Source organism: Diaphorobacter ruginosibacter (genome assembly GCF_040396215.1).
Taxonomy (GTDB): domain Bacteria; phylum Pseudomonadota; class Gammaproteobacteria; order Burkholderiales; family Burkholderiaceae_C; genus Diaphorobacter_A; species Diaphorobacter_A ruginosibacter_A.
In genome coordinates, this window is record NZ_JBEBOW010000221.1 from 1 (window position 1) to 3,354 (window position 3,354).

General features: G+C 61.7%; 4 protein-coding genes. 2 read left to right on the top strand and 2 right to left on the bottom strand.

The annotated features are described in order from the left end of the window. Positions 1–362: 362 nt before the first annotated feature. Entirely contained in the window at positions 363–1,118 is a 756-nt protein-coding gene (locus ABWP92_RS16980; RefSeq protein WP_353236584.1) for a carbonic anhydrase, read from the top strand. Between the two features lie 522 nt (positions 1,119–1,640). Further along, positions 1,641–2,627: an acrylyl-CoA reductase (NADPH) gene (gene acuI, locus ABWP92_RS16985; RefSeq protein ID WP_353236585.1), complete on the top strand. Its 987-nt coding sequence runs from the start codon at positions 1,641–1,643 to the stop codon at positions 2,625–2,627. Between the two features lie 7 nt (positions 2,628–2,634). Here the strand turns inward: acuI and ABWP92_RS16990 are convergent, their stop codons facing one another. Both ABWP92_RS16990 and ABWP92_RS16995 read right to left on the bottom strand, forming a co-directional pair. Then, positions 2,635–3,108, bottom strand: a complete 474-nt coding sequence (locus ABWP92_RS16990) for a hypothetical protein (protein WP_353236586.1) — start codon at positions 3,106–3,108, stop codon at positions 2,635–2,637. A gap of 48 nt (positions 3,109–3,156) precedes the next feature. After that, the coding region (locus ABWP92_RS16995) for a hypothetical protein (protein WP_353236587.1) at positions 3,157–3,354 on the bottom strand (198 nt) is incomplete at its 5' end.

Sequence of the window (3,354 nt, forward strand, 5' to 3'; positions counted from 1 at the left end):
CTCCAACATAAGTTTGTGACGATGCGCAAATAAGTTGATGGGCCGAGGCATAAAGTCCACCTCCTGCACCAGCGTCAGCCCATCTCCAGAGACCCAGACATCCAAGCCGATTCATCCCGATTCGCAGCCATGCGCTTCGCGTTCCAATGCAGTGCAGCCTTGATGACGGCAGTGCGGGGAAGTGAGCGATTCTTCATGCCAATCACATGTTGGCGCATTGCGTCCGCCCTTCGATAATCACCTTGCCTGCCGCTTCTCCGGCGTAGGTTCCAGACCTTCTGCAGATTTTCATCAACTCAAGAAAATCGCCGGAACCGGGCCATGGTGCTTGCCCAGGTTCGGCTCTGACGACATATACAACAATGACACGTCTGAACCTGAAAAAAACCGTCACTGCCCTCGCCCTGTCGTTGGGTGCCATGGTCATCGTCCACGCCGAAGCGCCCCATGCGCATTGGGGCTACGAGGGCGATGTCAATCCCGAAAAGTGGGGAGAACTGGCACCTGACTATGCCATCTGCAAGAGCGGCAGGAACCAATCCCCCGTCAACATCGACCGCAGCTACAACGCTCCGCTCGATGCCCTGGGCCTGCACTACGCAGCGGTTGCTGCGGACGTCATCGACAACGGCCACACCGTTCAGGTGACGCCGCAAAGCGAGTCCAGCTACCTCCAACTCGCGGGCGCGCGCTATACGCTCAAGCAGTTCCATTTCCATGCGCCGAGCGAAAACCAGATCAAGGGCAAGAGCTTTCCGCTGGAGGGCCATTTTGTCCATGCCGACAAGGATGGCAACCTGCTGGTGCTGGCGGTGATGTTCAAGCCTGGCAAGCAGAATCCCCAGCTTGACGGGGTGCTCAATGCGCTGGGCGGCAGCGCCGGCGAAAGCCGGAAGCTGGAGCGGCCCGTCAATGCCGCCGCCCTGCTGCCCAAGCAGCGTGGCTACTACCGCTTCGCGGGTTCCCTGACCACGCCGCCTTGCAGCGAAGGCGTGACCTGGATCGTGCTGAAGACGCCCATGACTCTGAGCCAGGCCCAGCTCGATAGATTCGCGGCGCACCTGCAGCACAACAACCGTCCGGTGCAGCCGTTGAATGGCCGGGTGATCGTCGATTGACGACCGTTCCGTGGCCTTGACCCGTCGCGTGTGGGTGAACGGGCTGGTTGATTCGCTCACCGGACACTGGAATACCGGATAGGCGCGACGAGCTTTCCAATGCTCCTCGAGGCGATTTCGCCCAGGCCAAAGGCTTGCCTGCGCTTTGCTCCAGATTTCAGGCGGCCTTTGCATCGCGCAGCGCCACGCAGACCGAGGCCGAACTCAACGCTGCGGGGATTTTTGCGGCGCGGATTCGGCGCACAGGCGAGTTTCTCGGGGAGGGCGGTCGATAGGGAGCGTTTTCTGCTACAACCTACCTTCATCAGCGCTGCGAGGTCTCGACGCCCGCACCGGGCTTCAGCTTCGGCGCTCCCGCGCGCGCCCTCCGGCACGCGCCAGGCCTGGGCGCGGACGGCAGGGCGCTGCTGGAAAGCCTCGGGCCTGCCGGTTGCCAGGCATCGATGGGCCATACGAGGCGGGAGTGATCGGCGCTGTTGTGTAAGCCCCTGTTTGACCACACCAATCCAGATGGACCAGCCCATGTTCAAAGCGCTTCTTCTGACACAGACCGAGCAACGCGAAACCAAGGCCGCACTCGAGGAACTCCAGGAAACTTCGCTGCCCGACGAAGCCGTCCGCGTGACGGTCTCCCATAGCACATTGAATTACAAGGACGCGCTCGCCATCACCGGACGCTCGCCCGTGGTGCGGAAATTTCCCATGGTGCCCGGCATCGACTTCGCCGGCACCGTGGTGCGCAGCGCATCTCCGAACTTCAAGGCCGGCGATGAAGTCATCCTGAACGGATGGGGCGTGGGCGAGAGCCACTGGGGCGGGTTGGCCCAGCAAGCCTGCGTGAAGGCCGAATGGCTGATCAGGAAGCCTGCGGAGTTTTCGGCACGGGAGGCCATGTCCATCGGCACCGCTGGATATACGGCGATGCTGTGCGTCATGGCGTTGGAGGAGCGCGGCGTGACACCGCGATCCGGCCCGGTGCTGGTGACCGGCGCCAACGGCGGGGTCGGCAGTATCGCCGTCTCGCTCCTGGCCGCACAGGGATACGAAGTGCACGCCAGCACGGGCCGCCCGGAAGAAGCGGAACACCTGAAGGCGCTCGGCGCCGCCGACATCGTGGATCGATCCGTCCTCAATGCGGCGGGTAAACCCCTGCAGAAAGAGCGCTGGGCCGCCGCCATCGACAGCGTGGGCAGCCACACCCTGGCCAACGTATGCGCCAGCCTCCGGTATGGCGGCGCCGTCGCCGCGTGCGGACTGGCCCAGGGCATGGATTTTCCAGGCTCCGTGGCCCCCTTCATCCTGCGGGGCGTCTCGCTCATCGGCGTGGACAGTGTCTACGCGCCGTTGGCGAAACGGGAACAGGCCTGGAAGCGCCTCGCGGCAGAGCTGCCGCGAACCATCCTGCAGCGCAACACCACTGAAACCGGACTCAGCGCAGTTATCCCGCTGGCCACCCGCCTTCTGGAAGGAAAAATCCGCGGCAGGGTGGTGGTGGATACGGCAATCTGAGAAGCTGCTACTTGTCGGCCTTCAGCATGACAAAGGCTTCGCCACCCTGGCGGTCATGATGGAACATGAAGGGCACCCCCCGGACGTAGGCTTTTGTAGGGACCCGCTTGCGAGGAGCCGCGCCGGCGTGCCGGCCAACCGCCTGGAGGAATTGACGGGTCAGCTGGCTGTCCGGCTGAGAAGGCGTGGTGACGGCGCATTCGTTCTCTGCTTTGATTTGCACGCCTAAACTCCGGTTCGCGTTGGATCCCATTTTCATGAATCCGGCATCTTTGATCTCAAGAATGCCGAAACTGGCGGCTGCCTGGGCAGCACCGGCAAAGGAGGGTGCGGTTTCCAGGCAGATGTCCTCAAATGCCTGAATGGCCTCGTTGATTTCTCCCTGTTGCTGCGCACCGGCAGGCGTGCCCTGATTTGCCGCGCAACCTGATAAGACGAGAGCCGTGATGACTCCAGTAATGAAAAGACGCGTGAGCTTCATGGTAATTTCCAAGAGGAATAAAGCGGGTGACGTAACCCGGATCCGTCTTCACCGGTTTGAATGACAGATAAACAGAGGTTTGGTGCCGGGTTTGTCTTTACAGATGAGCGGCACGGACGCGACTATAGCTTTCGTATCCGCCAGGCCCTTGCCTATGCTCATTGAATGATGAGCTGTGCCGTTTCTGCCGGGCGATAGCCTGGAAGAGCATTCGCTCAGGCGAGCTTTCGTTTTGAAAGCGATGCT

Excerpts from the sequence above, each read along its gene's own strand:
- ABWP92_RS16980 (WP_353236584.1), top strand. The coding sequence starts at position 363 with ATGACACGTCTGAACCTGAAAAAAACCGTCACTGCCCTCGCCCTGTCG.
- acuI (WP_353236585.1), top strand. The coding sequence starts at position 1,641 with ATGTTCAAAGCGCTTCTTCTGACACAGACCGAGCAACGCGAAACCAAG.
- ABWP92_RS16990 (WP_353236586.1), bottom strand. The coding sequence starts at position 3,108 with ATGAAGCTCACGCGTCTTTTCATTACTGGAGTCATCACGGCTCTCGTC.